Source organism: Actinomyces sp. oral taxon 170 str. F0386, from assembly GCF_000195595.1.
GTDB lineage: Bacteria > Actinomycetota > Actinomycetes > Actinomycetales > Actinomycetaceae > Actinomyces.
In genome coordinates, this window is record NZ_GL882517.1 from 1 (window position 1) to 25,512 (window position 25,512).

Below are 25,512 nucleotides of genomic sequence, written 5' to 3' on the forward strand. Positions count from 1 at the left end.
CCGTCGTGGGGGTCGGACACCCACGCCAGGCGGCCCGAGAGGGGTGCAGGCGACCTGGACGCTCACTCCGGTGTCCTGTGCTTGCCGGAGTACAGCTCGGGGTGGTCGGCCCAGGACCAGCACTCCAGCAGGGTGCCGTCGACGATCAGCTGCACGGTGGGATCCAGGTCCTCCACAGTCGGCACACTGACTTCCAAAGCCCGGGCGATCAGGGGTGCGTAGGCGGTGACGACTCGGGAGGCGGTCGCCTGCGAGACGCCGTAGACCTCGGCGAGAAGCCCCTGGGACAGGTTGTGCCTCAGGTACGTCAGTGTCAGGCGCACGCACAGGTACAGCCCCAGCACCCTCGCCCCGAACGCCGGCAGGTCGGGATTCGCGACGTGAATGGTCTCGCACAGGTCCACAACCTCGCTGCGAGTGATCCTCGTGCTACTATTCATGGCAACGGTTTGTTCTTGGTTGAGTTGGCTTAGACACCAAAACTCTCTCAAGAGCAAGCCGCCACCCTACTTAGCGACACACCCCCCTTAAACACCCTAAACACCCCTACGAATAAGCCTCGAAGTCTCCTTGTACTTTGCGAGCATATCCAGCTCTTCGTGTTTGAGGGTGTAGTCACGCTGCGGTGGGTATCGCGGCGTGGGGTTGATCGTAGTAGTGCATCTCAGCATCGGCTGGAGAACAGTCGTAGTTGTTGTTGCGGCGAGGGTGGGTGTGGTTGTACCAGTCGACCGAGGTCGTCGCGGTCCTTCATGATCGGGTCCAGATCAGCTCGCGCTCGTAGGGCTTGCTCAGGGCCTCGGCCGCGGCGTAGTCGTAAGACGAGCCACCTGGCCAGTGAAGGCATCGATCCCCTCCCAGGAGCCGCGGTCGGAGTAGGTGATGGACAGGTACTGCGACCCGTGGTCGCCGGTGGTGTACGAGACCTGTGAGGCTGTGACCTTGACGGTCCTTGCATTGTCAGATCGCCTGCTCCAGGGCACCGAGCACGAATTCAGTATTCGTCCGGCTGCTGTGGCCGATCCGACGATTCGACGGGAGAACAGGTCCACAACGAAGGCCAGGTAGCAGAATCCTGACCGGGTGCGGACATAGGTGAAGTCCACCGCCCAGCACTGGTTGGGTCTGTCTGCGGTGAAGTCGCGTCGGAGCAGGTCCTCGGGCTGCTCGGTGCAGCTCGTCGGTCTCGTGGTCCGGATTGACCTTTCCGGCCCGATACCGCACAGTCCCAGGGCTCGCATGCGTCGCTCTACCGTGCTAGGGGGCCACGGGCGGCCGCTCCTTGCTGGACATTGAGCAATCGCCAGGTCTTGCGCGACCCGAGGACCGCGTAGATCCTCTCTCTCGCAGGGCCAGGATCCGTTCGTTCAAGGCGGCGGCCGCGGTAATCGTGCCGGGGCGGTCACCGGCATCGACCTGGACCTGGCGAACCCAGCCTCGCAGCGTCTCGGAGTTGATGCCGAGCTGGTCGCCCACCCGCTTGAAGCGGCCTCGAGCTCGCTGGGGATCCTTCAACGCGTCCAGGCACAACCGGACCGCACATTCCTTGAGCTCATCGGGATGTGCTGGCATGATCATCATCCGTCCGTGGAATCAGGCCCTCCACCACACCCGGGACGATCCACACAGAGCAGGACCAGGCCCGCCCGGGTTCGCTCCCTGTGATGGCCCGGACCGGAGGCCGCCTCAACGCTCCATGACATTGACGGTCAGGACGCCGCGGGAAGTCTCCTTGCACGTGGCAAGCATGTCGCCGCTGGTTTGGCGTCATGATCGCGATGACGGCGCCAAGACTGACCACGTGCCGCCCAGCGGCCAGCAGCCCGGTAACCAGAGCAACCAGAACACTCAGTCGAGCAGCCAGTCCAGCACCGCCCAGAGCAGCTGAGCGGGCCGAGGACGAAGGTGGGGGGCCGCAGCGCACGACGCTGCGGCCCCCGCCGTCACGTGAGCGGTAGATTTCTGTTACTGAGCCTGGCCAGGGTTCGGCGGCGGTGGAACCGGAGGCATCTGCTGCGCCTGCTGCTGCGGGAACTGCTCGGAGTAGCCGGGCTGGCCCTGCTGCAGCTGAGCCGGCTGCTGGCCCTGCTGGACCTGAGGCTGCTGCATCGCCTGCTGCTGCATACCCTGCTGGAACTGTGCCTGCTGCATCTGGGCGAGCTGCATCTGCTGCATGGCAAGGGACTGCATCCGAAGGTCCTGAGCCTCACCGTGACGCATGGCCTCCCGGTCGGCGAACACACGGTTCTGCAGCTCGGTCTTGAAGGTATTGAGCTTGGCGTTATCGATCAGCGAGACCTCGATACCGAACGAGCCTCCAGCATGGTTCGTCACCACAAGAGCCGAGGAAAGCGCCGTCAGCCCGAAGACGATGCCCAGCGCGACCAGGATGATTCCCCCCAAGGGGCTGCTACCGATGTACGCCAGCCCAGCGATCAGGAAGATCACGGCCAGGATGGCACGACCAACCTTGAATCGAGTACTCGTTGACACCGCAGAAATCGAGTTGACGGGAACGGTGTTCTCATCGGTACCCACGGGAATAATACCCAGAAGAGTATTCGGCACCTTGTACACGAACCTCGAGCTCGAGCACATCATCTGCCCCTTGAGGTACGGGGCAACAAGGGAGACCAGGAACTGTTGACCGTAAACTGAGGTCTCGCCTGGCGCAAGCATGAAGTCTGTGACGTTCTCGGTGCCCACACTGGACGGGGCATCGGAAGAATAAGGCATGGTCATGATGTGGGTCGCATCCATAGGGGATAGTTAGGTGGAAGCCTACGTCTCCGTAAGCACTCCGTTATCTTCCTCGCATCATCACCGACCGTCAAGCCATTCTGCAGAAAGATCACGATCCGGCATCCGAAGGATCGAATTCCGACCAATACACAATCCCACCGAACGGTACTAAATCTCGCTTCCTATGGTGCAGATCTCGACCCATCGATTCCGCACAGATCAGCACTCCACGACATTGACGGCCAGGCCGCCGCGGGAGGTCTCCTTGTACTTGGCGAGCATGTCCTCGCCGGTCTGGCGCATCGTCTCGATAACCGTATCGAGGCTGACGGCGTGCCGACCCTCACCCCACAAGGCCATGCGGGCGGCGTTGATGGCCTTGACGGCGGCCACCGCGTTGCGCTCGATGCAGGGGATCTGGACGAGCCCGCCCACGGGGTCGCAGGTGAGCCCCAGGTTGTGCTCCATGGCGATCTCAGCGGCGTTCTCCACCTGGGCGGGCGTCCCGCCCAGGGCCTCGGCCAGGCCGGCGGCCGCCATCGAGGAGGCCGATCCGACCTCGCCCTGGCATCCCACCTCGGCCCCGGCGATCGAGGCGTTGGTCTTGATGAGCCCGCCCACGGCGGTGGCGGCGAGCAGGAAGCGGCGGGCGCCGTCGTCGTCGGCCCCGGGGATGAAGCGCTCGTAGTAGGCCAGAACCGCCGGGACGATGCCGGCCGCACCGTTGGTGGGGGCGGTGACGACTCGGCGCCCGGCGGCGTTCTCCTCATTGACCGCGAGCGCGAACAGGTCCACCCAGTCCATGCCGCGCAGCGGGTCGGCCATGGCGAAGGCGGCGGCCGGGCCGGTCGACTGGGTACGTAGCCGCTCGTGAAGGGCCCTGGCGCGCCGGCGCACCCCGAGCCCGCCGGGCAGGATGCCCTCGGCACTCATGCCGGCCTCGATGCAGGCGCGCATCGTGGCGCGCAGGCGGTCCAGGTAGGCCATGACCTCGTCACGACTGCGGGCGGAGAGCTCGTTGGCCAGGACGACCTCGGACACGCTCAGTCCCTCGCGCTCGCAGATCGCGAGCATCGCGGCCGATGTGGTGAAGGGGAAGGGCGCAGGGGTGGCGTGGGCCTCGGTGGTGGAGGCGGTCGCCAGGGCCTGGATCGACGGCGATCCGGGGACGCCGACGTCCTCCATGACAAAGCCGCCGCCCACGGAGTAATAGGTGCGGCGCAGGATCTCGGCACCGTTAGCGCAGTAGGCGGTCAGGGTCATGCCGTTGACGTGGTAGGGCAGGACCCGGCCGGGCAGGAAGTGGATGTCGGCGCCAGGGCTGAAGGGGACGGGCCCGACGCCGTCGACCACCAGCTCCCCGGCGGCCTCGACCTCCTCCATGAGGGACTCACACACGACGGCGGGGACGGTCTCGGGCTCGTAGCCGGCCATTCCCATGACGGCGGCGCGGTCGGTGGCGTGCCCGCGACCGGTGGCGCCGAGGGAGCCGTAGAGCTCGACGGTGACGCGGGTGGGCTGCGGGAGGCCGGCGCCACCGGCCCGGGAGTCGCACTCGCCTTCGGACACCCCCGCGCCGCCTGGGCGGACCGCCTCGGCCAGAGCCCGGCCGAAGGCGCGGCCGGCCCGCATGGGGCCCACGGTGTGGGAGGAGGAGGGGCCGATGCCGATGCGCATGAGGTCGAAGACGCTCAGCGGGCGGGGCGCCTGCTCGACGTCGATCGCCCCGGCGAGGAGTGCGGCGGGCGTGGCCGAGTCCAGTGCCGTGGAGATGAGAGTGGTGTCGGGGGCGAAGGCGGACAGCCCAGTGGTCGCGATGCCGGTCTCCGTCGTGGCCGCCGCGGTCGCCGAACCAGCCACGGAATCAGGGGCATCTGTCGAGGTGGAGAGGCTAGGGCGGGTCATGTCCTCCATGATGCACGGCCCGGCGCCCGGGACCCAACTACAGCGCCGGCCGCCCCGTCAGTCCGTCGGGCGCACCAGCCACCAGGCGGCGTAGGGCGGCACCGGCACGCGGCCGTCGCCCGCCCCGTCCAGCGAGGTGGAGCCGAAGGGGACCGTGTCGGTCAGGACGTCGGTGGCCCCCATGACCCCGAGCCGGGCGAGCTGGTCGGCGGCCACCGAGCGCCACTGCGGCGTCACGTTGTACACGCCCACGAAGCTGCCGCGCGGGTGGTCGCGGTAGGTCACCAGCACCCCCGGGTCGTCGACGTCCTGGACCTGGGTGCGCACGGCGGCGTCGAGCTGGGGCAGGCTCGCACGTACCTGCGCCATCCTTGCCAGGTCGGTGAAGACGCGCCCCTCGACGGTGGAGCGGTCGTGCCGGTTGGCCAGCCGGGCCTCGTCGAGCCGGGGCCGCCCGGCCCAGCGCGAGTCGGCCTCGTGGCCGGGCTCGGTGTCCCAGTTGGGGTCGTTGGGCTGGGCGAGCTCGTCCCCGCTCCACAGGACGGGGATGCCGCCCCACCCGAAGAGGATGGCGTGGGCCGTGCGCAGGGCGTGGATCCGTTCCTCGCGCCAGGTCCACAGCGACTCCGCCCTGTGCTCGGGGGTCTCGTCGGTGATGCCCTCCCAGGCCTCGGCGGCGGCCTCGATCCCGATGAGTGAGGCGGCCGTCCCGGCGATGCGCCGGTCCCCGGTGGCCGGGTTGTGCTGGAAGACAAGGCCCGCGGCGTCGGAGGTGGGGTAGTCGCCGCTGTACCAGTCGGCGAGGAAGGCCCGGTGGTCGTAGCCGCTGAGGCCGACGGCGGCCGCGTCGTCGTCATCGATGGCCCAGCCGATGTCGTCGTGGCAGCGCAGGTAGGTGATCCAGGTGGCGGTGGACGGCTCGACCGGTAGGTTCTGAAGCGCCTCAACGGCCAGCGTCGTGTCGCGCGCGGCGAGCATGGACCAGACCTGGACCATGAGGGAGTTGTGGTAGGCCAGGTCTGAGACCTTGCCGGTGTACCTGCCCTGGCCGAGGTACTGGAGGAGCTCGGTGGGGGCGACGATCGCCTCGGCCTTGAGGTCGACGGCGGGGCAGGCGATGCGGGTCAGGGCACGCAGGACCTCGGTGATGGCGTGGACCTCGGGCTGGCCCTGGCAGTCGGTGCCCTTGCGTTTGATGGTGAAGGCGATGGCGTCCAGGCGCAGCACCTCGACGCCGCGGTTGGCCAGGTCCAGGACGATGTCGGCGAACTCGGACATGACGCGGGGGTTGCGCCAGTTGAGGTCCCACTGGAAGGAGTTGAAGGTCGTCCACACCCAGCCGTTGACGTCGTCGTCCCAGGTGAAGTTGCCGGGGGCGAAGTCGGGGAAGACCTCCGGCAGGGTGCGCTCGTAGGCGTCGGGCTCGGTACGGTCGGGGAAGATGAGGAAGTAGTCGCAGTAGCGCTGCTCGCCGGCGCGCGCCCGCGCCGCCCACTCGTGCTCGGCGGCCACGTGGTTGAGAACGAGGTCCACCACCAGCGAGATGCCCTCGGCGCGCAGCTCGCCGGTCAGGTGCTCGAGGTCGTCCATGGTGCCCAGGTCCGGGCGCACGGTGCGGTAGTCGGCCACCGCGTAGCCGCCGTCGGAGTCGCCGGGGCGCGGGGTGAGCAGGGGCATGAGGTGGAGGTAGGTGACGCCCAGCTCGCGCAGGTAGTCGATGCGATCCTCCACGCCGCGCAGGGTGCCGGCGAAGCGCTCGGTGTAGGCGGCGTAGCCGACGCGGCCGGGGTGCTGCGCCCAGGCGGGGTCGAGGGTGCGGGCCAGGTCCAGGCGGCGCAGCTCGTGCTCGCGCTCCGCGTAGGCCCGGGCGGCCATGACCAGCAGGTTGAGGGCAGTGTCCTCGGCGGCCTCATCGTAGAGGGTGGTCAGTCCGTCGAGGAGGTCGGGGTACCAGGCCTCCGCGCGCGTGAGAAAGACGTCGCGCTCTGCGGCCTCCAACGGGTCCAGGACGTGGAAGACGATGTCATCGAGGGAGGCGGGGAGGGGAGTGATGGCGCTCATGGATCCATGGTCCCCGATTCGACGCCGCCGCGGTACTGATTTCCTCACCTCCCGCCGGCGGGGCGTTCTCAATCAGGCGGGGACATGTCATGCGTACGGGGCGGGAATTCCGTCCCCGACGGCGTCGAAAATTTCCAACCGCAGAGGCGGGCACGCTGGGGCCCCGCGAGCGTCAAGATCTCAGGACTCGACGGCGTCGTAGGACTCGCGGTGGGCCAGGATCTGGGCGGAATGAGTGTGGATCCAGGTGCGCAGCGCGCCGATGGGGGCCTGAAGGCTGCGACCCAGGTCGGTCAGCTCGTAGTCGACGCGCGGCGGCACGCCCGGCAGCTGGGTGCGGGTCACCAGGCCATCGCGCTCCATGGATCGCAACGTCTGGGTGAGGACCTTGGGCGTCACCCCACCGACTCGCGAACGCAGCTCGCCGAAGCGGCTCGGCCCGTCCGCCAGCACCGTCACCACCAGCGGGGTCCAGCGGTCGACGACGTGGCGCAGCACGGTGCGCGACGGGCAGGCGGGCGAGAGGATGTCGAAGTCGAAGACCGCGGCCTGAGGCCCATCACCGACTGGAACGGCACAGCATTGGGCGCTCTGCCGAGGAGCAGCCTCTTTCGATCCGTCTGTGGGTGGTTCCACCGCACCCTCCACGCCCACGGTGTCGGTACCGCGAGCAGAGCCGGTGCTGCCAGTGCTCCCCATACTGCTGGCGCCGCCTTGTACTGTCTGTCGCCGCTCGGTCATGAGTCCCCCAGCTCGTGACACAACACACTCCTTTAGTTACTTTGAGGTACTCAGTATCTCAATCATACCATCGAGTCATCACGAGGAACCGCCAGCCGGACCACTCGCCTCACACAGCACCCTACCCACCAGGAGGAAGTCATGAAGATCGCCGTCATCGGAGGAACCGGCATGGTCGGCTCGGCCACTGTCACCGAGGCCGCCGACCGCGGCCACGACGTCGTCTCCGCCTCACGCTCGGGCCGCCACGCCGAGGGCGCCGCGCAGGACGTCAGCCTCACCCTGGCCGACACCCGGGCCGTCATCGACCTCGTCAACAGCTCTGACGCCACCGTCATCGCCGTCTCCGCAGGCCGCGGCGAGTCCGCCCAGCCCGTCATCGACGCCCACCGCGCCCTCATCGCGGCCGCTCCCACCGGCCGACTCATCGTCGTTGGCGGCGCCGGCTCACTGCTCGCCCCCGACGGCACCCGCCTGGTGGACGGCCCCGGGTTCCCCGAGGAGTACAAGGCCGAGGCCCTGGCCTTCTCCGAGGTCCTCGACCTCTACCGCGAGGCCGGCGGCGCTCTGAGCTGGACCCTGCTCTCCCCCGCCCCGGGATTCACCGACAGGCCCCGCACCGGCAGCTACGTCGAGGGCACGGATGAGCCCGTGGGCAGCGAGATCTCCGTGGCCGACTTCGCCGTTGCCCTGGTGGACGAGGCCGAGAAGGACACCCATCGCGGCCACCGCTGGACCATCGCCAACGTCTGAGTCCACGGCCACTCACAGCACCCTCACCAAGCCGGACCGGTTCCATGCCATGCGACGGGTCCGGCTTGGCCGGTGCGCTCCGCACGGTGCAGGCTTGACCCATGACTGCCATCGCCCTGACCATCGCCGGCTCCGAGGCCTCGGGCGGCGCCGGCGCCCAGACCGACCTCAAGACCTTCCACACTCTCGGTGTCTACGGCTGCACGGCCCTGACCTGCATCGTCTCCATGGACCCCAAGGACGGTTGGAACCACCGCTTCGTCCCGGTGGAGCCAGCCGTCATCGCCGACCAGATCGAGACCTGCGCCGCCGTCCACTCGCGCATTGACGCCGTCAAGATCGGCATGCTGGGAACGGCCCCCACCATCGACGTCGTCGAGCAGGCTCTGGAGACCTACAACTTCCCCACCGTGGTGCTCGACCCGGTCCTCATCTGCAAGGGTCAGGAGTTCGGGGGCGCGCTCGAGGTCGACAACGCCCTGCGCTCCAAGATCCTGCCGCGCGCCACGATGACCACCCCGAACCTCTTCGAGGCCGCCACGCTGGCGGGCATGGAGGAGATTACGACGGTTGCCCAGCTCAAGGACGCCGCCAAGCGCATCCACGACCAGGGCGTCCCCAACGTCCTGGCCAAGGCCGGCCCGTCGCTGGGCACCGGTACCGCGCTGGACGTCTTCTACGACGGCACCACCCTGGAGGTCCTCGAGGTCGAGGCCGTGGGCACCGAGCGCGTCCACGGCGCCGGCTGCACCCTGGCCGCCGCGGTGACCGCCGAGCTCGCCAAGGGCGCCGACCCGCTCAAGGCCGCCGTCACCGCCAAGGAGGTCGTCTCCTCCTCCATCAGGCACGGGCTGCGTGGCAACATGCCCTTCCTCTACGTCTACCAGGGCGAGTACCAGCCGGCCTGAGCGAACCGGGGCGCACACACATTCCAGTAGATAGATTACCTAGTAACTAGGTAATCTATGTACCGTGGATACCTCAACAGCCCGTCTCCTGCGCGGATTCCTGGAACCCTGCCTGCTCTCGCTGCTGGCCGAGCACGCCGACTACGGCCTGTCCCTGGTTCAGCGGCTCGCCGCCGCCGGCCTGGACGAGGTTCCCGGCGGCACGCTCTACCCGGCCCTCATGCGCATGGAGAAGCGTGGTCTCGTCGCAGTCTCCTGGCGCCCCTCCACCTCCGGACCGGCCCGCAAGTACTACGAGCTGACCGACACCGGACGCACGGAGCTCGCCGCACGACGGACCGAGTGGCGGACCTTCTCCACAGCGGTCGGCACCCTCATCGAGGGTCGGAAGGTACGCACGGAGGCTCCCTCATGAGCCGATCCGAGGAAGCGAGGGGCCCCATACCGGACGCGACAGCCGACTGGTACCGAGGCTTCGAGGCGGAGCTCACCACTCGCGGTCTGCCGGCCTCCGAGGTCGTGCGCACGGTCGCCTCGACCCGCGCCGAGGTAGAGGCGGCCGGCGTACAGCCCAAGGACCTGTACGGTCCGGCGGTCCTCTACGCCCGCGAGGTCGCCTCTGCCCTACGCGACTACCAGGCAACGGCACCCGCCCCGGCCCCGTCCGATTCGTTGGCCGACGTTGCTGCCGACCTCGGCACAACCGGCCTCACCGCCGTCAGCAACTGGAAGGCCCCGACCAGCACCGCCGAGCAGGCACCCCTCTCCCACACCACCTCATCCGCCGCGTCAACCGCGCCTCCACCCACAGACCCCGTGGTCCTGCGCCTGACGGACGTCTCCGCACGTCGCGGTCGCCGCACGGTCCTGTCCGGCATCAACCTCACGGTGCGCCAGGGCGAGGTCGTCGCCGTCGTCGGAGCCAACGGCGCCGGCAAGTCGACCCTGCTCCAGCTCTGCGCAGGCTTGCTGCGCGCGAGCGGCGGACACATCGAGAGAACACCGCGCTTCGGCTATGCGCCTCAGCTCGACTCCCTCGCGCCGCTACTGACGGTCGACGAGCACCTCCGGATCTTCGGCGCGGCGCGCAGCATGCGCCGGCGCCGGTCGGTCTCGACAGGTCACCGGCTCCTGAACCGCCTGGGCTGGACCGCTAAAGGAGGCCAGACCGCCGGAACGCTCTCAGGCGGGACCCAGCAGAAGCTCAACGTCGCCCTCGCCCAGCTCGACGCACCCGACCTGCTCCTGCTGGACGAGCCCTACCAGGGCCTGGACGCCCTGGCCTACGAGGACCTGTGGGCACTCATCTCGGCCTGGCGCGCCTCGGGCGCGGGCGTCCTGCTGGTCACCCACCTGCTGCGCGACGTCGACCTGGTCGACCGCGTCGTCGAGCTACCGGCCCCGCAGGACAGCGCCCGCCGGATGCCCCGATGGACATCCCGATCAACATGGCGGAAGGAACCCGCATGAGCACCCAGTCTCCTCAGTCACCCACGTCGCCGCCCGAGTTGCCTCACACCAAGGGCACCCGATCCCGGCCGACAGCGGCGACCACTGCCCTCGTTGCTCTCATCACCCTGCGCGAGCTCACCCGACGACGCGGCGCCCTCGCGCTGGCGACCCTCCTGCCGCTGACCTTCTACCTGGTGCGCCTGGAGACGCACTGGACCGCCATCCGGCTCCTGTCGATCGGGCTGGGATGGGCCGTGGCGACTCTGGCACTGTTCACGCAGGTCTCCTCCCGGTCGGTGGACCGCCGTCTCACCGTGAGCGGGGCGCCGCCGACAGTCCTGCTGCTGGGCCGCTACCTCGCCATCCTCAGCCTGGGGTGGGTCCTCAGTCTGCTCTACAGCTGCCTCGTCCTGACCACGATCGGCGATGAGCTCACCCACCCGGGCGCGGTACCGGTCATGCTGCTGCTGACGGCCACCGTGGCCACTCCCCTGGGCTCGCTGGCGGCCGCCCTGGTCCCGAGGGATCTGGAGGGCGCGCTCCTGCTGCTGTCGGTCATGGCGGTCCAGGTCCTCGTCGACCCTTCCGAGGGCTGGACCCGCATCCTGCCACTGTGGTCGACCCGGGAGCTGGCCAGCGTCGTCGTGGAGAACCTGGGGCCAGACGCCGGCGCCTACCTGCACCGTGGACTGGCACACGGCGCGGCCATGGCCCTCCTGCTGACGACGACGAGCTGGACAGTGAGCATCCTGCGCCTGCGCACGGTGCGCCTCCCGGCTCCCGACGGCGCCCGGCCGGCCTACTCGTAGGCGGGCTCGGGGGTGACGTCGCGCGCCATGTTGGCGAAGCGCGAGACGTGCCCCTGGAAGGCCACCGGGATGGTGCGTGTCTGCCCGTTGCGGTGCTTGGCCACGATGATGTCGGCCTCGCCGGGGCGCTCCTCATTGTTGTAGTACTCCGGGCGGTGGAGCAGGATGATGATGTCGGCGTCCTGCTCCAGGGAGCCGGACTCGCGCAGGTCGCTCATCTGGGGCTTGTTGCCGGTGCGCTGCTCCGGGCCGCGATTGAGCTGGGCGACGGCGATGACCGGGATCTCCAGCTCCTTGGCCAGCAGCTTGAGGGACCGGGAGAACTCGGAGACCTCCTGCTGACGCGACTCGACCCGCTTGCCCGAGCTCATGAGCTGGAGGTAGTCGATGACCATGAGCCCCAGGTTATGCTGCTGCTTCATGCGCAGCGCCTTGGAGCGGATCTCCGGCATCGTGAGGTTGGGCGAGTCGTCGATGAACAGCGGCGCGTTGGAGACGGGGTTGTAGGCCACGGCGACGTCGGTCCAGTCCCGGTCCTCCATCTGGCGCGAGCCGCGCAGCTTGTTCATGTCCACGCTGGACTCGGCGGCCAGGATGCGCATCATGAGCTCCATGCGCCCCATCTCCAGGGAGAAGTAGCAGCTGGTGATGCCGTGGTGGATCGAGGCCGAGCGGCAGAAGTCGACGGCGAGCGTGGACTTACCCATGGCGGGGCGCGCGGCCACGATGATCATCTGGCCGGGGTGGAGCCCGCCGGTGAGCTCGTCGAGCTCGATGAAGTCGGTGGGGACACCGGTGAGCGCCCCGTTGTCGCGGTTCTGGGCGGCCTCGATCTCAAGGTTGGCCTCACCCAGGAGCTCGGAGACGGCGACGTAGTCCTCCTTCTCGCCGTCGTGGTGGGCCACCGAGTAGACCTCGGCCTCGGCCAGGGTGACGAGCTCGGCGATGTCGCCGGCGTCGGTGGAGTACCCCAGCTGGGTGATGCGGGTGCCGGCCTGTACCAGGCCGCGCATGAGCGCCTTGTCCTTGACGATGCGGGCGTAGTAGCCGGCGTTGGCGGCGGTGGGGACGGTGGCCATGAGGGAGGCCAGGTAGGGTGCGCCGCCGATGCGTTCGAGCTCGCCGCGCCTGGAGAGCTCGTCGGCCACGATGAGCGGGTCGGCGGGCTCGGAGCGGTTGTAGACCTCGACGATCGCGTCGAAGATCGACTCGTGGGCCGAGCGGTAGAACTCCGGGCCCCGCAGGACGTCGATGACGTCGGTGATGGCCTCCTTGCTCAGGAGCATGCCGCCGAGCGTGGCCATCTCGGCCTCAAGATCCTGGGGTGGGAGGCGGTCGAAGGCGGAGCTGTCGGTGCGGACGCTTCCGCCGCCGGCACTGTCCGAGCCGGTCTGCCCGCCCATGCCGTTGTCCATCCGGCCACCTTCCGCACTGTCACGCCGGTTGGTCCCGGCCCGTCCTACCGCTCCTGACGACGTCGTACCGCACCGGGAAGACGCTCGCCCGCGTGGAGCGCGCGCGTGACGATAACGCCATCGAAGAGGCCTCGCAAACTCTCAAGTTCACCGGCGCTGGGGATATCGGCACCCCTCCTGTGGGAAGACCCCCGAAGCCTGGGGACAGAGGTGGATACGCTGTGGACACAGATGTGTGCTCCTGGAGCGGCCGTACCAACAGCAGGCTACTTTCCCGTGATATGACAGCGATTTGTGAGTTCAGGCTTCCTATAGGTACTTCCCACGACATCACAATGTGATCTGTGGACAAGTGGGTAAACCTGTGGACAAACATCACGTTCGACTTGAGGTCCACACCGTTTGTCGTTCTCCTACAGGGTGGTCCTCGCCAGTTATCCCCAGACTCCCCCACCTCGCCCGGACAGTGGCCCCACCGAGCATATCTTCAGCGTCTGTTCAGACTTCTAGTACTTTCCGCAAGGAGGAATAGTTGTGCGATCCCCCAGGAGAATCGGGGTGCGCAGTCGGTTCAGTCACGTCCACGACCCGCCCCTTCGACCTCATCCTCAACCTGATCGTGAAGAGTCGCGAGGACCACCTCGGAGCAGACGCATTCGGTGCTCGATCCCGGCTCGCACGTGCGCCGACGCGTGGTGACGGCAGGAGCCGTCGAGTGAGCCGGGACCCGTGCGGCTCCACCCCACGCGCTCAAGGGCGTCGGAACCTTGCGATGCCCTTGTGAGGCCCGCCCCTGGTCCACAATGGGGGCCGTGCTCGACACCGGCCCCGCCTCCACCAGCCTCAACCACCAGGTCCTGTCCCTGGCCCTGCCCGCGCTGGGGGCACTCATCGCCGAACCGCTCTTCGTCCTGGCGGACTCGGCCATGGTCGGTCACCTCGGTGCGGTGAGCCTGGCCGGCCTGTCGCTGGCCTCCACGATCCTGACGACGACGGTGGGCCTGTTCGTCTTCCTGGCCTACGCCACGACGGCGACGACGGCGCGCCTGTTCGGGGCGGGCCGGCGCACGCAGGGCCTGCGGGCCGGCGTCGACGGGATGTGGCTGGCGCTCCTGCTGGGGCTGGGGGCGGGAGCATTCCTCGGAGTGGGTGCCCCTTGGCTCACTGAGGTGATGGGAGCCCACGGCCCGGTGGCCCAGGCCGCCGTCGCCTACCTGCGCGCCTCCTGCCCGGGGCTGCCGGGCATGTTCGTGGTCCTGGCGGCCACCGGCGTACTGCGCGGCCTGCTGGACACGCGCACGCCCTTCGTCGTGGCGACCGCCGGGGCGGTCCTCAATGTCGTCGTCAATGCGATCCTGCTCTACGGCGTCGGGATGGGGATCGCGGGCTCGGGCGCCGGCACCGCGATCGCGCAGACGGTCATGGCGCTGGCGCTGGCCCGCCCCATCGTCCACGAGGCCCGAGCGGCCGACGTCGGCCTCCTCCCCCATCGCGAGGGTCTGCGGGCCTCGCTGGGCAGCGGGACACCGTTGCTCATCCGGTCCCTGAGCCTCAGGGTGGCGATCCTGGCGACCGTGTGGGCGGCGACGGCGCTCGGGGACGTGTCGCTGGCCGCGCATCAGGTGGTCAACGCCCTGTGGACCTTCGCAGCCTTCGCCCTGGACGCGCTGGCCGTGGCGGCGCAGGCGCTCATTGGCACTGCCCTGGGGCGGGCGCAGAGAGCCGGGGATGCCTCGGCCACGACCGACGCCGCGACCGGCACCGAGGAGGACGCTCGGACCGCCTCAGCCACGGCGGGCTGGTCCATTGACGAGCTCCTGCGGCGGATGCTGGCCTGGGGCGCCGGGACCGGCGTACTCATCGGGGTGCTCATGGCGGCGGGCGCAGCCTGGTTGCCCCGCGCCTTCACCTCGGACGCGGGCGTCATCGTGGCCGCGACCCCGACGCTTCTGGTCGCGGCGAGCGCGCTGCCGCTGGCCGGAGTGGTCTACCTGCTCGACGGCGTGCTCATGGGCGCCGGCGACGGCCGCTACCTGGCCTGGGCGGGTCTGCTGACGCTGGCACCCTACGTCCCGCTCGCGCTGCTCATCGGAGGCGGCGCACTGCCGGGGGCTGACGGCTCGGCGTCCGGCCTGGTGCTGCTGTGGATCGCCTTCGCCTGGGTCTTCATGGCCGCCCGCGGCGCCACCACCTACCTGCGTGCCCGCGGCACCGCCTGGCGCCACTGATCGGCCTCTCGCCGCGTCCTTCCCCACACTACCTATCCCACTAGATCCTCCCGCGCGTTCGTAGGGTAGGTCGCGCGTTCGAGGGGTAGAGGGTACGAACGCGCGACCTACCCTACGAACCGGACGTCAGCACGACGTCGTCGGGCCGGGTACCTCCCGAAAGGAGGCCCGGCCCGACGGCGGAAGGATGCCCGGCGCTCAGCGCGCGGGGACGACGTTGACCTCGAGAGGGGCCACGACGTCGGCGTGCAGGCGCACGGAGGCGCTGTGACGGCCGGTCGACTTGATCGGCGGCACGACCTGGATCTTGCGACGGTCGACGGCGGGGCCGCCGGCGGCCTTGACGGCGTCGGCCAGGGTCGCGGTGGTGACGGCGCCGAAGAGGCGGCCGTTGTCACCGGCGGTGGCGGAGACGGTGACGACGTTCTCCTGCAGCCAGGCCCGCGCGGTCTGGGCGTGCTCGAGGGACTCGATGGAGCGCTTGCGGCGCGCCTCGGTCATCTGGTCGATCTGGCGCTGGGCACCCTTGGTCCACGGGGTGGCCAACTTGCGGGGCAGGAGGTAGTTACGGGCGTAGCCGTCCTTGACCTCCACGACCTCGCCGGCGGAGCCGAGGTGGGAGACGTCGTGCGTGAGGATGAGCTTGGTGGTCATTGCGCGAGCCTCCGATCAGCGAGCCGAGCTCGAGTAGGGCAGCAGAGCCATCTCGCGGGCGTTCTTCACGGCCTTGGCGATCTTGCGCTGCTCCTGGACGGAGACGCCGGTGACGCGACGGGCGCGGATCTTGCCGCGGTCGGAGATGAACTTCCGCAGCGTGGCGGTGTCCTTGTAGTCGATGGTGCCGACCTTGATGGCCTTGACGGGGCTGACCTTCTTCTTCGGCTTGCGAAGTTGGGGCTTCGCCATGGTGGTACTCCTTGGTCTGAGCGCCTGGGCGCTCTACGAGATGAAAAGTGTGATTGTGTGGGAACGGGTCGACGACGTCGCGGCTCAGAAAGGGGGCTCGTCACCGAAGGAGGTGGATCCGCCCGTGGCCCACGGGTCGTCCGCGGCGCCGCCGGCGGGGGCGTTGTACCCGGACTGGCCCTGGCCGCCGAAGCCGCCACCGCCGTTGTAGCCGCCCTGCTGGGGGCCGCCCTGGTTGTATCCGCCCTGGTTGCCGAAGCCACCACTCTGAGGTCCGCCCTGGCCACCGCCGAAGCCGCCCTGACCGCCCCCGCGGGGCTGGCGCTGGACCTGGGCCTTGGCGTAGCGCAGGGAGGGGCCGATCTCATCGACCTGCATCTCCACCACCGTGCGGTTCTCACCCTCACGGGTGGTGAAGGAGCGCTGGACCAGTCGGCCCTGGACGATGACGCGCGTGCCCTTGGTCAGTGACTCGGCCACGTTCTCCGCGGCGTCGCGCCAGATCGAGCAGCGCATGAACAGGGTCTCCCCGTCCTTCCACTCGCCGGCCTGGCGGTCGAAGGTGCGCGGCGTGGAGGCGACGGTGAAGGAGGCCACCGCTGCCCCGGAGGGCGTGAAGCGCATCTCGGGGTCCGCGGTGAGGTTCCCGACGATGGTGATGATGGTGTCTCCGGCCATGGCGTTGTCTCCGTTCCCGGTAGAGGCTCAGGCCTCGGGACGCAGCAGCTTGGTGCGCAGAACGGTCTCGTTGAGACCGAGCTGGCGGTCGAGCTCCTGGGCGGTCTCAGGCGTGGTGGTCATGTCCACGACGACGTAGAAGCCCTCGGACTTCTTCTTGATGTCGTAGGCCAGCCGGCGCTTGCCCCAGATGTCGACCTTGTCCACAGTGCCCCCGTTGCTGGGGACGACCTGCAGCAGCTTCTCGAGCGTCGCATTGGCGGTGCGCTCGTCCGTCTCGGGGTCGAGGATGATCATGATCTCGTAGTGACGCATGCTTGGTACCCACCTCCTCTGGTCTGTGGCGGTCACGGTCCTTCCGTGACAGGAGGGTGATGCGTGCGGCGCACCATCCGGCGGAAAAAGGCTCGTCCGCCCGACGACGCAGCCAGTTCGCCACATTACCGGACAACCCGTGGACCCTGAAAGCCGAGACGGTGGGCCGACGACGTGCCATGCAACACGTCATCGGCCCACCGTCAGGTACCTACGGGAACGCAGGCCTCAGCCACATCGGAAGACCGACCTATCTGACGCCGCCTCGGGGGTTGACCGCGGCCGGTTGCTGTGCGCCGCCACCGTTGCCGTTGTTATTTCCTCCAGGATTATTGCCCCCGTTGTTGTTGTTGTCGCCGTTGTTGTTACCTCCGCGGTTGTTGTTGCCGTCGTTATCCCCACCGGGGGCACCCCTGCGGTTGTTGTCGTCGTCGCCCTGCTCCCCGCCGGCACCGCCGCGGTTATTGTTACCGTTGCCGTCACCGTTGCCGAAGTCGTCTCCGCTCGTGGGAGGGGCAGACTGCTCGCCACCTGGCTGCGTACCTTGCTGCGTCGCCTCGGGCGTGGGCTCGGCGGTGGGGGCCTGAGTCTCCTCGGGCTGGCCGGTGGGGACCCGAGTCTCCTCATCCTCCGGCTCGGCGGTGGGCTTCTCAGTGCTGCCGCCGCGCGTCGGAGGAATCACCGCCCGCTCGGGAAACTCTTTAACCTCAAGCCCCTCGTGGGCGACCTTCATGTAGTCGATGAAGATGTCCGCCGGATAGGTCGAGCCGGTGATCTCGTCGTACTCGCCCCAGGGCGTGATCGACTCCTCCGCACCGTCATCACCGGTCTGGTAGAGGGTGACCGCAGTGACCACCTGGGGGGTGAAGCCCACGAACTGGGCGGACTTGTTGTCCGATGACGACCCGGTCTTCGCGGCGACCGGACGGTCCATCGCGGCCTCAACCTTGTCCGCACTGCCGTTCTCGCCGGAGACGACCTGCTCGAGGGCATAGGTCGTCTCCGACATGACGTCCTCCTCGAACTCCCGCTTCCCGGCGGTCGCAGCCGTGTAGTGGTCCTTGCCGTCAGGGTTCTTCACCGTGGCGACGATGTGAGGGTCACGTTTGACTCCCTGGGCGGCGAAGGTGGAGTACGCCGAGGCGATGTCAATGGTGTGCGGCGAGGCCGATCCCAGGACGTTCTGCACGAACTCCCGTTCCTCATCGGACTTCAGTCCAGCCGTGTTCTTGGGATAGCCGGCACGGTTGGCGACCTCAGCCGTCGCCTGCGGATCGACCTGGTTGGACAGGTCCTGGTTGAGCTGGAGGTAGGGTGTGTTGAGCGACTGCTCCGTGGCCTGGGTCAGGCTGGCCGACTTCAAGGAGACGTTCTTGAAGTTCTGGAACTCGTGCCCCTCAATGGTCATCGGCGAGGTGGCCGGGTAGGTGCTCTCCAGAGCCCACCCGTTCTCCAGGGCGGCCACCAGTGCGAAGGGCTTGAACGTGGAGCCGGCCTGAGCGATGGCATCGGTCGCCGTATTGACCTGGCTGGTCAGATAGTTCTCCCCGCCGTAGAGCGCCAGAAGGCCCCCCGTCGTGGGATCGATGGACACCAGCGCCTTGCGCAGGTTCGGCGAGGCCCCTCCGAATCGCTGCTGGTCCTCCATGATGTGTGCGGCAGCAGTCTGATCCTTGTTGTTGATCGTGGTGACGATCTTGAAGCCACCGGTGTCGATCTGCTCGGGTGAGAGACCGGCCTTGTCCTGGAGCTCGGTGCGCACCATCTGGAGCAGGTAGCCGTTGCTCCCGGCATACACCTGCTTGGTCTGGGGCTCGATGGTGTGCGGCATGCCCGCCTGCTTGGCGGTGTTGTACTGCTCCTGGGTGATGTAGCCGTCATCGGCCATGAACTGCAGGACTCGCGACCAGCGCTCCTGGGCCTTCTCGGGGTTCTCGGCCGGGTCCCAGGCGCTGGGGGACGGCAGGATCCCCGCCAGGAGCGCGGTCTCGGACGGGCTGAGGTCCTTGGCGGACTTGTCGAAGAAGGCCTTCGAGGCGGCCTCGATGCCATAGGAACCGCGGCCGAAGTAGACCGTGTTGAGGTAGTCGCCCAGGATGTCCTTCTTCGACTTCTCCCGATCGATCTTGATGGCCATGATGGCCTGTTTGAACTTGCCGCTGTAGGAGCTCGTGGTGTCGACGTAGTAGTTCTTCACGTACTGCTGCGTCAGCGTCGAGGCGCCCTGGGTGTCGCCTCCGCGCAGGTTGTTCACCAGGGCGCGAGCGATGCCCTTGGGGTCGACGCCCTGGTTGGAGTAGAAGGAGCGGTCCTCGGAGGCCACTACCGAGTTGCCCACGTAGTCCGGCAGGGTGGAGGCGTCCACGGAGACGCGGTCGATCTCGGCGAACTTCCCCATCTCCGTCGAACCGTCGGCGTAGTAGACGGTGGAGCTCTGCGCGAGCGCGAATTCACTGGGCTTGGGGACCTTGATGGTGTTGTAGGCCCACATGAAGGCACCGATGAGGCTCAGGACTCCCAGCAGGAAGGTGCCCAGGACGAATCGCCAGCTGGGGATCCAGCGATGGATCTTGCCCTTGCCCGCGCGGGGGTAGTTGAAGAAACGGCGCTTGCGCCCCGGGGCGGCGTCCTTGGATCGCTCGGCCTGCGAGGGCTTGCGACCTTTTCCGGACTTTCCGCCAGACCCCGAGGCCCTGCTCAGCGCCTGCCGACCGGCGCTGGCCACCTGGGTCAGCTTCTTGCCGACGGGGCGGCTGGGTCCGCCCCCGTTCGTGCCTTCTGCCACGCGCTCCTCGTTTCGGTTGACTGTCATGGAGATGACCGGGTGCCACGACGGCGCGGGGGATAACGCTCCGGTTGCGGCTTAGGGTCCCATCATGACCGATATTGGCTGTCGACGCCGACTTGGGCGCTGATCGCCGTCCTGCAAAGACTGTCGACGGCGATCAAGCGCAGTCGCTGCGGACAGGCCGCACCGGGCGTCGACTGCGGTCCAGTATGGGGGAACAGTGGGGAGTGACGGTAGCGCCGTATGCCTGGGAAACGGCCATGACGCTCCTGCTCAGCGTTACCTTAACTCCACCTGATCGGCTCTGACCAGCATGCTTACGGGCTTTGAGTGCCGACGGCGGATCCTGCGGAGACAGAATGTGAGTTCGCGCCCAGCCGGGGCGAAGCGCCCCGAAAACAGCCGATGTCAACCAGGACAATGGTCCTCGACTGACGGTGAGACACTAGGCACGGCACTGACAGGGTGTCAGTTCCGCACATCAGCTCCTCGCCTGCTCGAGGAGCGCCGGCTATCGCCCGTCCAGCTCACTGGGGAGATCCGTCATGGACGCCAGCTCAGCCCTTCAGACCCTCAGCATCATCCTTCAAGTCGTCATCATCCTCACCTGCCTCATCATCGGGGCGAAGAAGGGCGGGATCGCCCTCGGTCTCATCGCCGGGATCGGGCTGCTGGTCCTCGTCTTCGGCTTCCGCCTGGAGCCGGGTGAGGCTCCTGTCGACGTCATCCTCACCATCCTGGCCGTCATCGGATGCGCCGCCACCCTCCAGCAGTCCGGCGGCCTGGACGTCATGATGCAGATGGCCGAACGGGTCCTGCGTCGACATCCCGAGCAGATCACCGTCCTGGGGCCGTGCGTCACCTGGTTCCTCACCGTCCTGTGCGGAACCGGCCACGTCGTATACACGATGCTCCCGATCATCGCGGACATCGCCATCAAGAAGGACATCCGACCCGAACGCCCCATGGCCGCCTCCTCGGTCGCCGCCCAGATGGGCATCACCGCCTCGCCGGTCTCGGTCGCCACGGTCTCCATCGTCTCCATCATCGCCAAGAACACCGACCGGCACTGGTCGGTCCTCCAGATCCTGGCGATCTCCATCCCGGCGTCGTTGTGCGGGGTGCTCCTGGCCGCCCTGTGGTCGATGCGCCGGGGTAAGGACCTGGACAAGGACGAGGAGTATCAGAAGCGCCTGGAGGACCCGGAGTTCCGCGCCGCCGTCCGCTCCAGCTCCGAAACCCTCATCGGCAAGGTGTTCCCGCCCGAGGCCTACCGCGCCACCTGGATCTTCCTGGGAGCCATTGCCGCCGTCGTCGTCCTGGGCGCCTTCGAGGTGCTGCGTCCCGAGTTCCCCACGGGCGATGGCGGCGAGATGGAGCGCCTGAGCATGAACCTGGTCATCCAGATGATCATGCTCGCCGCCGGGGCGCTCATCCTGCTGACCTGCAAGGTGCAGGCCGGCAAGATCGCCTCCACTGCCGTGTTCAAGGCCGGAGCCACCGCCATGTTCTCCATCTTCGGGGTCGCCTGGATGACCGAGACGGTTGTCCACGCCCACCTGAAGGACCTGGAGCACAGCCTCGCCGGCGTCCTGTCCCACCACGTGTGGATGTACGCCATCGTGCTGTTCATCATCGGCAAGCTGGTGAACTCTCAGGCGGCCGGCCTGCTCATCGTCGCTCCCATGGCCCTGTCGCTCGGGGTGAGCCCGGTCGTCGTCGTCGGGTTCATCGGTGCCTCCTACGGGTACTTCATCCTGCCCACCTACCCCTCGGACCTGGCGGCGATCGGCTTCGACCCCACCGGCACCACGCACATCGGCAAGTACGTCATCAACCACTCCTTCCTGGTGCCCGGGCTCATCGGGGTCCTCACCTCCTGCCTCGTGGGCACCGCCCTGTCCCAGTTGATCCTGTCGTGAGCGCTCGGCGGACGCCTGCCGGCGGATACGGACGGTGAACGACCGGCCGGCGGGTGCGACGTCGAACACACCGCTGAAGACGTCTTTCTAGGCAGAACGTAACAGGACCGTGTCAGCGCGTCTGGCTAGGCTCGTGCCATGACAACTACAGACGCGGCCACTACTTCCGCCATCGCCCTGCGTTTGGAGCTGCTGGGGATCTCCGCCCCGGCACAGGTCGAGCAGAGTGAGGCGGACCTTCTCATGTCCCCGATCCTGGCGCGCCAGCGCGAGCTCTCCCGCCGACTGGCCCACCGCCCCTGCGCTGCCGACCAGCGCATCCAGACCTTCCTCGACTCCTACCTGGAGGGCGCGGCCGCCGCACCGCAGCTGCCGCGCTCGACTTTCGTCCTGGACCAGCCCGGCCTGGCGCGGGCTTTGTCCTTGCCGGCGGACTCCACCAGCTTCACCTCCGACTACGTCGAGAGCTTTCAGGTGCTCGGCGGCGTGCTGCACAACCCCCGCAACGACCGCCGCACCACCGCCGGCGTCTTCCACGTCGCCGAGGGGGGCCTGCCGATCCCCGATGACAAGATCGCCGTCCCACGCGACGTCTTCGCCCGTCTGCTGGCCCACGCCGTCGAGGCCCCCGAGGACCTGCTGACGCTGCCGTGGGCCTCGAGGCAGAAGGACCCGGCACGCTGCTTCGTGTCCCTGCTGCTGCGCCCCGTCGTCGTGCCCGAGGTCCCCGGCTTCTCCGCCGAGCGCTCCATGGAGATCCGCTTCATCGCCCCCGGCGGCCTGGTCTCCAACCTGGACTTCGTCGAGGGCATCTTCGGCAACGGCGGCGACCCCTACCTGCCGGAGAACGACTCCTCCCTGGCCCCGGAGTCCTGGACCGGCCACACCGGCTGCGTCATCCTCGCCCCGCACCTGACCACCCTGACCAAGAAGGAGCTGGGCCTGCCCTCCTGGGAGGAGGCCACCGAGCGTCAGCGCCGCGACGGCCAGTGCTGGAAGAGCGAGGACGAGCTCTACAACGACGGCAAGGCCTTCAAGTGCGTGGCTCGCGACGAGCGCGGCGTCATCGTCACCGTCATCGCGGACAACTACTTCGGCTACTGCAAGAAGGAGGTCAAGACCCAGATCGGGTACTCGGCCAACCTCTTCGGCTGCGTGGAGGAGGAGCACGCCGGCGGCGCCGTCGCATACCCGCGCTACAACCTGAGCCAGGAGTACACCGACACCCACACGCCCGAGGGCCTGACCCTCGAGCACGTCGTCGAGCGCAATCCCGGCCGCTTCGAGGTGCGCGAGGACGGCTCCGCCGTCGCCATCGACGATCCGACCGTGGTCCTGGTCCCCGCCGGCGCCCACTACTCGATGCGCAACCAGACGATCACCTGGACCCGCTCCGACGGTCAGGAGACCTCGATCCCGCTGCTGGTGAGCAACACCTATGTGGCCCCCAACGGCTACCGGATCCACGCCAAGCACCGCGAGGGCGACGCCACCCAGTGGCACCTGGTGGGCACCGCCCCCTGGTCCACGCAGGCCCACAAGCCGGCCACCGTCTCCGGCGGCGGCAAGTCGGAGATCTCCAAGTCCCTCCTGGACGCCTTCGTCTTCGGTGAGGCCTACGTCGGCGACGTCGACGAGGACTTCGACACCGTCCAGAGGATCCTCGACGGCAACTACGCCAACCGCTTCGTCGACCCGGCCAACAAGAGCGACAACCACCGCTCGATCCTCTCCGAGCGCCGCTCGCTGGGAAGCGTCATCAAGCTGCTGACGCCGTCGCCCTTGTACACCGACGAGTACAACGCCTTCCTGGAGTCGATCCCGGCCCACATCAAGGAGCTCATCTTCACCGTCAAGCGCTTCTACCAGCCCAGCTGGGGCCAGGACTGGCGCAGCCACTTCTCCGTGGGCATCATCAACGGCCGCAAGGGCAACTCCCTGCGCCTGGACGGTGAGGTCATCAAGGTCAACATGCTGCGCGTGGGCTTCGAGGACGACGGCGCCTGGCGCCTGCTGTCCCTGCGCCCGGACTTCTCCCCGGCCGCCAAGGTCCAGACCGAGGACGACATCACCGCCTCGATCGTGGCGCCCGGCGGCCTGGTGTCGACCCCGGACTCGCCGCTGTCGCGCAAGTTCGTCACCAACTGCGAGTCCCTGCTCTTCCAGCGGCCCGACGACGCCATCGTGCGCGGCTACGACAAGCAGACCGAGTCGGACATGTCCGACCCTCAGGCGGACCTGTTCATCTCGAACTTCGAGCCGCTCACGCCCGACGACGCCCGGGCGATGGCCGCCGACGCCCCCGGCCTGTCCCGCTTCACCCAGCCCATGCAGGACCTCGTGGCCCGTGCCGCCGACCTGCCCGAGGCCGAGGACCCCGCCGAGGAGACCTACTGGGTCTCCACGGCCGACCCGCGTCTGGTCAACGGGACCCCCACCAAGAACCCGCGCTACCTCCAGGTGCGCCCCGACATCGCCAACCCGAAGGACGTGACACTGGCGGACCTGACCAACCATCTCTTCCGCGACGTACCTCTGGACATGCCGTTGCGCCACAGCGTCGACGTCGTCGCCGCCGGCCGCCGCAACAACCCGCCCGAGGACGGGGTTCCGCCGCTGTGCGCCTACAACCCGCTGCACTACATGGAGCTGCCCGAGCTGTTCATGGAGTTCATCTCCTCCATGACCGGCAAGTCCCCCTCGACCACGGGCGCCGGCAGCGAGGGGGCCCTCACCAAGTCCCCGTTCAACGCGCTGCCAGCCATCTACGACCTCAACGCGGCCCTGCTGTCCTACGCCCTCAGCGGCTACGACGGCTGGCTGTCCTCGGCCGGCTACATCGGCCCGAAGGTCCAGGTGGCCCACGACATCTCGCTGCTCATCCCGGAGATCTTCTCCCGTATGAGCACCGAGGAGCGCGACGCCGGCAGCCTCATCGAAGGCGGCTACCTCGAGCGCATCGAGGACTTCGAGCACGAGGGCCGCACCGTTCAGGCCTCGCGCCTGGGTTACCGCATGAACCAGGCCTTCGCCTCGACCTTCTTCGGGCGGATCTTCCTGCACCCCGACGTCGTCTTCACCGAGGAGATGCTGCGTCCCGAGCTGCAGGACGAGGCGGTCTTCGCCGACTCGGTGGACATCATCGTCACCACGCACAAGGTGGTGGCCGAGCACTACCGGGCCGACGGCTCCATCGAGTGGGCCGTGCCGCCGCTGCGGGCCCTGCTGGAGATCATGATCGACGGCACCTCCCGTGAGGGCTGGAACCTGACGAGCCCGGAGTTCCGCGCCCTGTTCGAGCGCGAGAACATCCTGAACTCGTCGTGGTACGCGGCGCGCCTGGATGCCAAGGTCGCCCGCGACACCCGCCAGGCCCACCAGGCCATTGAGGATCTCACCCGCTTCTACACCGCGGAGAACAACGAGGAGGTCATCGAGCGCCTGGGCATCGAGGGCCGTCTGGCCGAGGCCCGGGCCTGGCTGGACAGGGTCAGCTCCCCGGCCTACCGCGAGCACCTCGTGGGCACGCTCGGCCTCCAGCCCTCGCTGGCCTGAGCCCGGCGTCCTCCGCTCACTGACAGGGGACATTTCACGCGTGGGGGACAGGATTCCTGTCCCCCACGTGCGTTCTGTCCCCATACGCATGTCCGACGCCGAAGCTCACCGACCTTCACACGAAGAATCCACCAAGCCTCACTGAAATCGCCTCAACCTTCACACTCCAGCCGGGCCATCTCACTGACGGCGCTCCTCGACGTCGATCATGACGTGGCCCCCTTGTCCGATCCGACGGTTGACGGGATCGCCCAGGCGATATGCCGTGGAGGGTGGCCCGAGGCAGAAGGATCCTCCACGCGAAACGGGGCGCGACCGCTTGAGAGCGGTCGCG

Annotated in this window: 21 protein-coding genes; 9 read left to right on the forward strand and 12 right to left on the reverse strand. The window is 68.1% G+C overall.

All coding sequences use genetic code 11. The annotated features are described in order from the left end of the window. Window positions 1-62: 62 nt before the first annotated feature. Complete coding sequence (locus HMPREF9056_RS02690) at window positions 63-440, reverse strand: transposase family protein (RefSeq protein ID WP_009402551.1); 378 nt, start codon at window positions 438-440, stop codon at window positions 63-65. Window positions 441-791: 351 nt separating this feature from the next. Continuing rightward, window positions 792-1,241: a DDE-type integrase/transposase/recombinase gene (locus tag HMPREF9056_RS13375; protein WP_009402552.1), complete on the reverse strand. Its 450-nt coding sequence runs from the start codon at window positions 1,239-1,241 to the stop codon at window positions 792-794. A gap of 506 nt (window positions 1,242-1,747) precedes the next feature. On the opposite strand from HMPREF9056_RS13375, the gene HMPREF9056_RS14025 reads away from it, so the two are divergent. Beyond that, entirely contained in the window at window positions 1,748-1,888 is a 141-nt protein-coding gene (locus tag HMPREF9056_RS14025) for a hypothetical protein (RefSeq protein WP_157184992.1), read from the forward strand. Window positions 1,889-1,965: 77 nt separating this feature from the next. On the opposite strand, the gene HMPREF9056_RS02705 is transcribed toward HMPREF9056_RS14025, so the two are convergent. The 4 genes from HMPREF9056_RS02705 to HMPREF9056_RS02720 all read right to left on the reverse strand — a co-directional run bounded on the left by HMPREF9056_RS02705 (window position 1,966) and on the right by HMPREF9056_RS02720 (window position 7,407). Then, complete coding sequence (locus tag HMPREF9056_RS02705; protein ID WP_009402556.1) at window positions 1,966-2,760, reverse strand: hypothetical protein; 795 nt, start codon at window positions 2,758-2,760, stop codon at window positions 1,966-1,968. A 201-nt stretch (window positions 2,761-2,961) separates the two neighbouring features. Then, on the reverse strand, window positions 2,962-4,647 hold the full coding sequence (locus HMPREF9056_RS02710) for an L-serine ammonia-lyase (protein ID WP_087942170.1): 1,686 nt from the start codon (window positions 4,645-4,647) through the stop codon (window positions 2,962-2,964). 57 nt (window positions 4,648-4,704) lie between these two features. Further along, window positions 4,705-6,708, reverse strand: coding sequence for an alpha-amylase family protein (locus HMPREF9056_RS02715; protein ID WP_009402558.1), 2,004 nt, complete (start codon window positions 6,706-6,708; stop codon window positions 4,705-4,707). A 180-nt stretch (window positions 6,709-6,888) separates the two neighbouring features. Beyond that, window positions 6,889-7,407 (reverse strand): helix-turn-helix domain-containing protein, encoded by a 519-nt coding sequence (locus HMPREF9056_RS02720; RefSeq protein WP_009402559.1) that lies wholly within the window; start codon window positions 7,405-7,407, stop codon window positions 6,889-6,891. Between the two features lie 183 nt (window positions 7,408-7,590). Here HMPREF9056_RS02720 and HMPREF9056_RS02725 point away from each other — a divergent pair, with 183 nt between their 5' ends. From HMPREF9056_RS02725 to HMPREF9056_RS02745, 5 genes are all read left to right on the forward strand, one after another. Then, window positions 7,591-8,202 (forward strand): NAD(P)-dependent oxidoreductase, encoded by a 612-nt coding sequence (locus tag HMPREF9056_RS02725; protein WP_009402563.1) that lies wholly within the window; start codon window positions 7,591-7,593, stop codon window positions 8,200-8,202. A gap of 101 nt (window positions 8,203-8,303) precedes the next feature. Then, window positions 8,304-9,110, forward strand: coding sequence for a bifunctional hydroxymethylpyrimidine kinase/phosphomethylpyrimidine kinase (gene thiD / locus HMPREF9056_RS02730; protein WP_009402564.1), 807 nt, complete (start codon window positions 8,304-8,306; stop codon window positions 9,108-9,110). 64 nt (window positions 9,111-9,174) lie between these two features. Further along, window positions 9,175-9,525, forward strand: a complete 351-nt coding sequence (locus tag HMPREF9056_RS02735; RefSeq protein WP_009402565.1) for a PadR family transcriptional regulator — start codon at window positions 9,175-9,177, stop codon at window positions 9,523-9,525. Next, window positions 9,522-10,580, forward strand: a complete 1,059-nt coding sequence (locus HMPREF9056_RS02740) for an ATP-binding cassette domain-containing protein (protein ID WP_009402566.1) — start codon at window positions 9,522-9,524, stop codon at window positions 10,578-10,580. The genes HMPREF9056_RS02735 and HMPREF9056_RS02740 overlap by 4 nt, the downstream gene beginning before the upstream one ends. Next, on the forward strand, window positions 10,577-11,371 hold the full coding sequence (locus HMPREF9056_RS02745; RefSeq protein WP_009402567.1) for a hypothetical protein: 795 nt from the start codon (window positions 10,577-10,579) through the stop codon (window positions 11,369-11,371). Before HMPREF9056_RS02740 ends, HMPREF9056_RS02745 begins: the two co-directional genes overlap by 4 nt. On the opposite strand, the gene dnaB is transcribed toward HMPREF9056_RS02745, so the two are convergent. Then, complete coding sequence (gene dnaB / locus HMPREF9056_RS02750; RefSeq protein ID WP_009402572.1) at window positions 11,362-12,786, reverse strand: replicative DNA helicase; 1,425 nt, start codon at window positions 12,784-12,786, stop codon at window positions 11,362-11,364. The two genes, HMPREF9056_RS02745 and dnaB, sit on opposite strands and share 10 nt — an antisense overlap. Before the next feature lie 803 nt (window positions 12,787-13,589). Between dnaB and HMPREF9056_RS02755 the strand changes: the two genes are divergently transcribed. After that, window positions 13,590-15,014: an MATE family efflux transporter gene (locus HMPREF9056_RS02755; protein ID WP_009402574.1), complete on the forward strand. Its 1,425-nt coding sequence runs from the start codon at window positions 13,590-13,592 to the stop codon at window positions 15,012-15,014. Window positions 15,015-15,212: 198 nt separating this feature from the next. Here the strand turns inward: HMPREF9056_RS02755 and rplI are convergent, their stop codons facing one another. From rplI to HMPREF9056_RS02780, 5 genes are all read right to left on the reverse strand, one after another. Beyond that, window positions 15,213-15,668, reverse strand: a complete 456-nt coding sequence (rplI, locus tag HMPREF9056_RS02760) for a 50S ribosomal protein L9 (protein WP_009402575.1) — start codon at window positions 15,666-15,668, stop codon at window positions 15,213-15,215. Between the two features lie 15 nt (window positions 15,669-15,683). Further along, a complete protein-coding gene (gene rpsR, locus HMPREF9056_RS02765; RefSeq protein WP_003783656.1) occupies window positions 15,684-15,920 on the reverse strand; it encodes a 30S ribosomal protein S18 in 237 nt (78 codons plus the stop codon). 84 nt (window positions 15,921-16,004) lie between these two features. After that, entirely contained in the window at window positions 16,005-16,598 is a 594-nt protein-coding gene (locus HMPREF9056_RS02770) for a single-stranded DNA-binding protein (protein WP_009402576.1), read from the reverse strand. Between the two features lie 27 nt (window positions 16,599-16,625). Beyond that, complete coding sequence (gene rpsF, locus HMPREF9056_RS02775; RefSeq protein ID WP_009402577.1) at window positions 16,626-16,913, reverse strand: 30S ribosomal protein S6; 288 nt, start codon at window positions 16,911-16,913, stop codon at window positions 16,626-16,628. 250 nt (window positions 16,914-17,163) lie between these two features. After that, the gene (locus HMPREF9056_RS02780) at window positions 17,164-19,698 is read right to left on the reverse strand and encodes a transglycosylase domain-containing protein (protein ID WP_157184993.1); all 2,535 of its coding nucleotides are present in this window, start codon (window positions 19,696-19,698) and stop codon (window positions 17,164-17,166) included. Window positions 19,699-20,246: 548 nt separating this feature from the next. Here HMPREF9056_RS02780 and HMPREF9056_RS02785 point away from each other — a divergent pair. Continuing rightward, the gene (locus HMPREF9056_RS02785; RefSeq protein WP_009402580.1) at window positions 20,247-21,623 is read left to right on the forward strand and encodes an anaerobic C4-dicarboxylate transporter; all 1,377 of its coding nucleotides are present in this window, start codon (window positions 20,247-20,249) and stop codon (window positions 21,621-21,623) included. Between the two features lie 138 nt (window positions 21,624-21,761). Continuing rightward, window positions 21,762-25,178, forward strand: coding sequence for a hypothetical protein (locus HMPREF9056_RS02790; protein ID WP_009402581.1), 3,417 nt, complete (start codon window positions 21,762-21,764; stop codon window positions 25,176-25,178). Window positions 25,179-25,512 lie beyond the last annotated feature (334 nt).

What these genes read in the sequence shown, in the direction of transcription:
- HMPREF9056_RS02705 (WP_009402556.1), bottom strand. Translation starts at nt 2,760, where the DNA reads ATGGATGCGACCCACATCATGACCATGCCTTATTCTTCCGATGCCCCG.
- HMPREF9056_RS14025 (WP_157184992.1), top strand. Translation starts at nt 1,748, where the DNA reads ATGTCGCCGCTGGTTTGGCGTCATGATCGCGATGACGGCGCCAAGACT.
- HMPREF9056_RS02690 (WP_009402551.1), bottom strand. Translation starts at nt 440, where the DNA reads ATGAATAGTAGCACGAGGATCACTCGCAGCGAGGTTGTGGACCTGTGC.
- rplI (WP_009402575.1), bottom strand. Translation starts at nt 15,668, where the DNA reads ATGACCACCAAGCTCATCCTCACGCACGACGTCTCCCACCTCGGCTCC.
- HMPREF9056_RS02710 (WP_087942170.1), bottom strand. Translation starts at nt 4,647, where the DNA reads ATGACCCGCCCTAGCCTCTCCACCTCGACAGATGCCCCTGATTCCGTG.
- HMPREF9056_RS02755 (WP_009402574.1), top strand. Translation starts at nt 13,590, where the DNA reads ATGGGGGCCGTGCTCGACACCGGCCCCGCCTCCACCAGCCTCAACCAC.
- HMPREF9056_RS02770 (WP_009402576.1), bottom strand. Translation starts at nt 16,598, where the DNA reads ATGGCCGGAGACACCATCATCACCATCGTCGGGAACCTCACCGCGGAC.
- HMPREF9056_RS13375 (WP_009402552.1), bottom strand. Translation starts at nt 1,241, where the DNA reads ATGCGAGCCCTGGGACTGTGCGGTATCGGGCCGGAAAGGTCAATCCGG.
- HMPREF9056_RS02720 (WP_009402559.1), bottom strand. Translation starts at nt 7,407, where the DNA reads ATGGGGAGCACTGGCAGCACCGGCTCTGCTCGCGGTACCGACACCGTG.
- thiD (WP_009402564.1), top strand. Translation starts at nt 8,304, where the DNA reads ATGACTGCCATCGCCCTGACCATCGCCGGCTCCGAGGCCTCGGGCGGC.
- HMPREF9056_RS02745 (WP_009402567.1), top strand. Translation starts at nt 10,577, where the DNA reads ATGAGCACCCAGTCTCCTCAGTCACCCACGTCGCCGCCCGAGTTGCCT.
- rpsF (WP_009402577.1), bottom strand. Translation starts at nt 16,913, where the DNA reads ATGCGTCACTACGAGATCATGATCATCCTCGACCCCGAGACGGACGAG.
- HMPREF9056_RS02790 (WP_009402581.1), top strand. Translation starts at nt 21,762, where the DNA reads ATGACAACTACAGACGCGGCCACTACTTCCGCCATCGCCCTGCGTTTG.
- HMPREF9056_RS02785 (WP_009402580.1), top strand. Translation starts at nt 20,247, where the DNA reads ATGGACGCCAGCTCAGCCCTTCAGACCCTCAGCATCATCCTTCAAGTC.
- HMPREF9056_RS02725 (WP_009402563.1), top strand. Translation starts at nt 7,591, where the DNA reads ATGAAGATCGCCGTCATCGGAGGAACCGGCATGGTCGGCTCGGCCACT.
- rpsR (WP_003783656.1), bottom strand. Translation starts at nt 15,920, where the DNA reads ATGGCGAAGCCCCAACTTCGCAAGCCGAAGAAGAAGGTCAGCCCCGTC.
- HMPREF9056_RS02740 (WP_009402566.1), top strand. Translation starts at nt 9,522, where the DNA reads ATGAGCCGATCCGAGGAAGCGAGGGGCCCCATACCGGACGCGACAGCC.
- HMPREF9056_RS02715 (WP_009402558.1), bottom strand. Translation starts at nt 6,708, where the DNA reads ATGAGCGCCATCACTCCCCTCCCCGCCTCCCTCGATGACATCGTCTTC.
- dnaB (WP_009402572.1), bottom strand. Translation starts at nt 12,786, where the DNA reads ATGGACAACGGCATGGGCGGGCAGACCGGCTCGGACAGTGCCGGCGGC.